At 33.7% G+C, this 6,145-nt stretch carries 4 protein-coding genes; 2 read left to right on the top strand and 2 right to left on the bottom strand.

From position 1 onward, the window contains the following. Positions 1 to 18: 18 nt before the first annotated feature. A complete protein-coding gene (locus LEP1GSC049_RS217580; RefSeq protein WP_025186039.1) occupies positions 19 to 1,353 on the bottom strand; it encodes a hypothetical protein in 1,335 nt (444 codons plus the stop codon). Further along, positions 1,350 to 2,306 carry a ribosome small subunit-dependent GTPase A gene (gene rsgA, locus LEP1GSC049_RS217575; RefSeq protein ID WP_004754713.1) on the bottom strand — a complete coding sequence of 319 codons (957 nt, stop codon included), beginning with the start codon at positions 2,304 to 2,306 and terminating at the stop codon, positions 1,350 to 1,352. The genes LEP1GSC049_RS217580 and rsgA overlap by 4 nt, the downstream gene beginning before the upstream one ends. Positions 2,307 to 2,323: 17 nt before the next feature. Here rsgA and LEP1GSC049_RS217570 point away from each other — a divergent pair, with 17 nt between their 5' ends. Together LEP1GSC049_RS217570 and LEP1GSC049_RS217565 are read left to right on the top strand one after the other, a co-directional pair. Then, positions 2,324 to 4,153: an ATP-binding protein gene (locus tag LEP1GSC049_RS217570; protein WP_004781129.1), complete on the top strand. Its 1,830-nt coding sequence runs from the start codon at positions 2,324 to 2,326 to the stop codon at positions 4,151 to 4,153. Positions 4,154 to 4,849: 696 nt separating this feature from the next. Further along, the gene (locus LEP1GSC049_RS217565) at positions 4,850 to 5,263 is read left to right on the top strand and encodes an MGMT family protein (protein WP_004755138.1); all 414 of its coding nucleotides are present in this window, start codon (positions 4,850 to 4,852) and stop codon (positions 5,261 to 5,263) included. The last annotated feature ends 882 nt before the right edge of the window (positions 5,264 to 6,145 follow it).

A 6,145-nucleotide genomic window follows, 5' to 3' on the forward strand; every position in this document is an offset into this window, starting at 1 on the left:
ATCAAAGAATGTAAGTATTTACAGAAAAAAACTAACGTTTATAGACAGGTTCATTTTTTTTTTGGGTTTTTCTGGCTCGACCATAATTTCGTCTAATTCTTCTTCCAACCTACATTTTGGATAATTATCTACGGGCAAACTAGTTCCTACCCAACCAAAAGCCTCTTGAGCCGTAATTACGTGAATGTCCCAACCCATAACGATATTCGGACAATCCCATACTTTATTTTTACAAAGAACCTGACTAGACTTCGGCTTAGGATATGCCCAAGCAGAAGGAGGATAAACGCATTTCATTTCCACTTCCGCAATCTTTCTAAGTCTCTTAACGTTTACTTCAAATTCTTTGAAAGTAGCAACTAAAGGATTCGCTAGAAGTTCATCGAAATATTTTTTGGAAGTATTGTAAGCGATATAATAGACTAATTCCTCCATTACGTAATCCTTATCAACTGCATTGTGACTTATGTTCGCAATGTAACGGGATAACTTCAAAGCGTCGGTCAATAAGGCTTGGAATAAATCGTAGGATTTTTCAGGAATTGCGTCCTCCCTAGAACCGTCCTCTTTACTATCACTTTCACCGTCGTTTGAAATAATATCGTCTAAAAAAGTTTCGTCTATATTTTCGCCAGACGCATTTTTATCACTCGAAGCCGAATCCTCCATCATTCCCAGAGGCATGTGATTAGAAATCGATCCGTACGTAAATTCAATAAGATCAAGTTTTTGTAATATATCAGAACACTTATGAGCAATTCTGACTTTTTCGTTGTCATCGGAAGGTAATTTGGTGAACTTATCCACTCCAATTCGAGGAACATCCATAAGGATTCCCGCGGTAAATGCATATCTTCTGAGAAGTCTAAATCTCATCGTATCGGGAATCATTACAATTCCGAGACTCAAAAGACCCAATTCGCTTATGTATTTAAAAAAGTTTAGATTTTGATTATATACTTTTAAAAGAGTCAATATCGTCTTTTTAGAAAGTAATGAATTTCGAATAATTCCCTTAAAATTATAATTCGTGTTTTCATACATGAATTTCAAAAATTTCATGTCCGTAACTTTGAGTTGATTTACAATCTTTATTGCGAGTATATTTTGAATCTGTTCTAATAGTTCCTTATTCAATTTAATTTCGAATTTGGGAGTATATTGTCCTTTAATATCTTTTAAACGAGCAAGGGTAGATTCCTTAACCTGTACTTCTTCTTTAACGAGTACATTTCCCGAATTGTCTTCAATAGGAGAAAGAAACCGAATCATAGATCCAGTTTCAAATTCCCTAGTAAAATCAATCAGACCTTCAATCGAATCAAACTCCAAACAAGAATGTGTCACTTTCATTTTGAAATCCTATCTCTCCGTGTGACTCTATGCGGGTTATCAAGGCTCGCAAGCATCGATTCTAAACTCTTCTTTCTTTCAGACGTTAACACTTCTTTTTCTAAAGCGGATAACATCGCGCAGTCGGAAGATAATTTACAACAATTTGATTCTTCACAATGTTTTTTTTGACTGAAAAGTTCGGGAAAACTTTCCAGAATTTCTTCTTTTTTTAAATGGAGAATCCCCCATTCTTTGATTCCTGGAGAATCGATTAACGCCGTGCCATCTTCTAAAACAAGCAAAAGAGAATTTGTAGTGGTATGTTTCCCTTTATCTTTTGAAATGCTGATTCCGGAAGTTTTCTGAATCTGCGTTTGAGTCAATAGATTGATTAAAGTAGACTTGCCAACTCCTGAATTTCCGACTAGAAACGTCGTTTTTCCGTGCAGATATTTTTGTAATTCAGGAATTCCCTGACCGGTTGTGCAGGAAATTCCCAGGATTTTGTATCCTAAATTTCGATAGACTTTCATACGGTTTTCGGCTTCGACTTCGGAAACGAGATCTAATTTTGTAAATAAAATCAGAGGTTGTGTTCCAGAGGCAAAAACCGCCGCCAAACATCTATCCAAAAAACCGTCTTTTGTTTCGGGAGACTTTAAAGAAGCAAGAACCGCCGTTTGATCCGCATTTGCACATAAAACCTGTGTGTCCCCTTCTCGACTTTTACGTGTTAGGAAAGAACTTCTTTCCAATCTTTCACAAATTACCCAATCTTTTCCCGTTGAAAACTCGGCTAGAATTTTATCTCCTACAACAAAAGGATGTCTTTCTTGAGCGGCAAAGGTTCTTAACCTTCCACGTAGAAAAGCCCTTACGATTCCTCGTTTTGGAGAATAAATTTCATAGTACGCTCCGTAAACTCTGGAGATGGTAAAAAATTCTTTGACTGAGGAATCTGACTCTAACATGATCTCTATGCACTATAATGACGACCCGAAGACTCATCGCCTTAGGGCCCATCGTATATTTAATTCTTCTGATAGTCTGTTTTCAGCTTATCTCTGTGTTCACTATACGGTCATTCTATTTCTTTTCTTTAGAATCTTACGAACTTCTTTTTACACTTTTAACCGGAGCAATTTTAGGGTTTATAATCTACATCGTTTCGATTCGAGTTTTAAAACTAACTTCCAGTAAATTTTTAAGAAGAATTTTTCCGTTCTTTCAATTTTCTAATAATGAAATCGTTAAATACCTTTCGATTTTAGATCAATTTAAAAACGATCTGATTGCTACAAATCTAACGGGACTCGTTTGCGAAAAAATTCTGAAGTTCATCCAAACCATAATTCCGACAAAAAAAGTTATCGTATTTCTTTGGAAGGAAGAAATGGGTAAGTTCGCGCCTTTTCCGGATTCAGGAGAAATTCAATTTTTTATTTTTGATCCGTTTCTTCTTTGGATCACCGAAAACGATAGGATCTATAATTTTAAAGAATTTGCAACTGATCCCAGTCTAAGTAAAATTCGGAATTCTGCCGAAAATTTTTTTACACAAACTGAAGCAGAACTGGTGGTTCCTTTAATTCTCAATAAAAGTCTTTTAGGAATAATCGTTTTAGGTAAAAGACAAAATCGAAAAAATTATACACTTTCCGAAATCAATAAATTGAATGAAATACGTTCTGTTTCGGTGATGGCGCTTTCAAACGCAATTTTCTACGAACGTCTGATTGAGTTAACCGAAACCTTAGAAGAAAAAGTCAAGATTAGAACTCAAGAATTAGAAGAGACACAGTCCCAATTGATCATGTCGGAGAAAATGGCTTCTCTTGGTATTATGGTGGCCGGGATCGCACACGAAATCAATACACCCGCAGGTGTGATCAACGGAGCCGCCGATAATTTAGATCAAAATATGAATTATCTGGTTCAAAACGTTTTTGACGTCGTTCTTTTTGCTAGATATAGAAAACTTAGAAAAAATTTCGAACTCGCCTTACTTCATTTACTTCGGGATAAAAAAAAATCGGAACTGGATTCGAAAGAAAAATTCCGTTTAAAAAATCAACTTAAAGAAGAAATGAAAAATATGAACTTCAGTCCTGCTCTTACTTCCGAACTTTCAAATTTCATTATAGAGAACCAAATCGGCAAAGAACGGAAATATATTTATAACACCATTTTAAAAGACGATGATCGTGGATATTTTATGCTAAAAAATGCCGCCTATATCAACCGAAATATCAAAAACATAAGATATGCGATTCGAAACATAGTTCGAATTGTAAAAGCTTTGAAGTCTTATTCCCATTTGGATCAATCTAAAACTTTTTCCTCTTCGAACATTATAGAAGGTATGGAAACTACATTAATTATTCTTAATAATCAAATAAAATACGGAATCGATGTAATTAAAAATTTTCAAGAAATCCCTCTTGTGATTTGTAACCCGGATGAATTGAATCAAGTTTGGACAAATCTAATTCAAAATTCGATTCAGGCATTAAAAGGAAAAGGTAAAATTGAAATTTCGGTTTTTCCTTGGAATGGTTGTGTAGTTGTTGAAATCGAAGATAACGGTCCTGGAATTCCCGCCAAAATTCAAGATCGAATTTGGGATCCTTTTTTTACTACCAAAGATCAAGGAGAAGGAACGGGACTTGGTTTAGGAATCGCTAAAGGAATCGTGGAAAAACATAAAGGTAAAATCACTTTAAAGTCAAATCCCGGAAGAACCGTTTTTAGAGTGGAATTACCGATCAATCCGGAAAATAACATAGTCAAAGTAGAAACAAGAGACAAAAAATTCTAATAATTCAGAGAAGTTATTTTTTAGATCCAAATATTCAGTAAACCAATCATAAAAGAATTTTTTCCAGGAAACTAAACTAATGTGAATTAATCTTAGTGAACAACTCGTAATCAGAAACACTTTTTTGGAAATTTAAAGACTGAAAGCGTATACAAAATATTTTATAAAAAATATTAAAAATAGCTCAATTAATAAAATTACATGTTATTAATGAACATTTTTATATATTAGAGTTATTGAAAATTTCATAGTGGAGTTTACTGATCTCTATAAATTGAGTATCGTTAATTTTATCACAAAACACTGATTCCATGCAAAATATTAGGCACTTTATTATATAGTTATGAGTAGTAAAATCAATTCAATCATCGTTTTAATACAACGGAAACAAATGAAGAATTAATTTTTCAAAAACTTTATTCTAATTTTTTAAAAAATATTCCAAAAAAATGAATATATACTACTCGGACGCATAAATAGAATACTTAGATTAAATTGTTTCAAAAATTTGAATGCTTTGGTCCTGTTCCAAAATGCTTTTAAATCCCGAATTTGCGGTATTTTTTAAATACCACTATTTTTTCTCAAATTCGGCCGTTAATAGCTTGATACTATTTTCATACGTCCTAGTAGTAATTTGCTTTTAAAATTTTAGAAAACCACTTTGACTGAAAAATCAATTTTAGAGTAAATAACGTGAAACATAAAAAAGTAAATTCGGAAATTTCATTTTTTAAGGAAGTTTACGTTTTAGTAAAAAAAGTTCCCAAAGGCAGAGTAACTTCTTACGGTAGAATAGCGGCGCTTTTAGGAAAGCCTAGGGCAGCTCGCGCCGTCGGATACGCGTTAAACGCTCTTTCTAAGGATCAAGAACAAAAAGTTCCTTGGCAAAGAGTTATCAATAGCCAGGGAAAAATTTCCTTTCGAGGAGATACAGGTCGTTCAATTTTACAAAAGAAAATTCTTGAAGATGAAGGAATCAAATTCGATTCTGCGGACAAGATAGATTGGAAAGTATTTGGTTGGCCAGATATGCCCCCATCCAAATCACTTCCTAAAAAAAGAAAACTTACATCTATCAATGTTGTTAAACGGAAAAAACGAAAATAGATCATAATCAAAAATAAGTTTTAAAGTCGTAAAGGTATAAGTTTAAATTACTTGTTTGATTTTTTTGGTAAAAGACTTGTTCTAAAACTTAAGAACTGTTGTTTTATTCAGAGCCTCCTAAAATCTGTCGAACACCAATAGAAGCGAGACGTTTTCAGTTTCACAAAAACGCGGGAACTCATATAGAAACTATAATGCTACTCAGAACTATAAAATAAAGTACCCAACATGTTGTACTGAAACAGTGTTTTGTAATAAGGATTTAACGCGAAAGGGATCGATGAATGAACTAAAGCACAACGCTCTCTATCATAACCTTACCCACAAGTTGAATAGGATTTTAGAATAAGAAGGCTCAAAAACGCACATTTTTCAAGTGTTCCGACAAGAATGAGTCTTTTTACTTGCAAAAAGCATGTTTTTCTGATAGAGAAAAGTCTTCCGAATTTCTCCACCTCCACCCCCACCCAAAAATAAGGGTGGGAACTCAGTTTTACAGAGGATTTGTCGTAATTCCCACAAGATTTAATATTGAAATCTAAATACTTGTGGGTAAGGTTATGGCTCTCTATGAATCGCGTTGGAAACTCAACACAACGCTTTCCTAAGGGTCGCGTTGTGGAGTCAAGTTATTGAAATTAAAGAAATTGAATGTATAACTATAGTACACAATAACTTGACTGGAGCTGAGAGCCTGTTCCATTGAATCTTTTTTTCAGACTATTGGTGGGATTCGCCCGGTTTTTTTTTATGTCTAATTCACGTTCATAAGAATTTACGGCATTCAATTTTAAAGATCAGTAATTTTCAAAAATTGAAGAACTCCGCAAAAATTATAGTATGAAAAAATGGTTAAAAAAACATGAACTCATAAAAAGAAAC

The sequence above is a fragment of the Leptospira kirschneri serovar Cynopteri str. 3522 CT genome, assembly GCF_000243695.2.
Lineage (GTDB): Bacteria > Spirochaetota > Leptospiria > Leptospirales > Leptospiraceae > Leptospira > Leptospira kirschneri.

Excerpts from the sequence above, each read along its gene's own strand:
- LEP1GSC049_RS217580 (WP_025186039.1), bottom strand. The coding sequence starts at position 1,353 with ATGAAAGTGACACATTCTTGTTTGGAGTTTGATTCGATTGAAGGTCTG.
- rsgA (WP_004754713.1), bottom strand. The coding sequence starts at position 2,306 with ATGTTAGAGTCAGATTCCTCAGTCAAAGAATTTTTTACCATCTCCAGA.
- LEP1GSC049_RS217570 (WP_004781129.1), top strand. The coding sequence starts at position 2,324 with ATGACGACCCGAAGACTCATCGCCTTAGGGCCCATCGTATATTTAATT.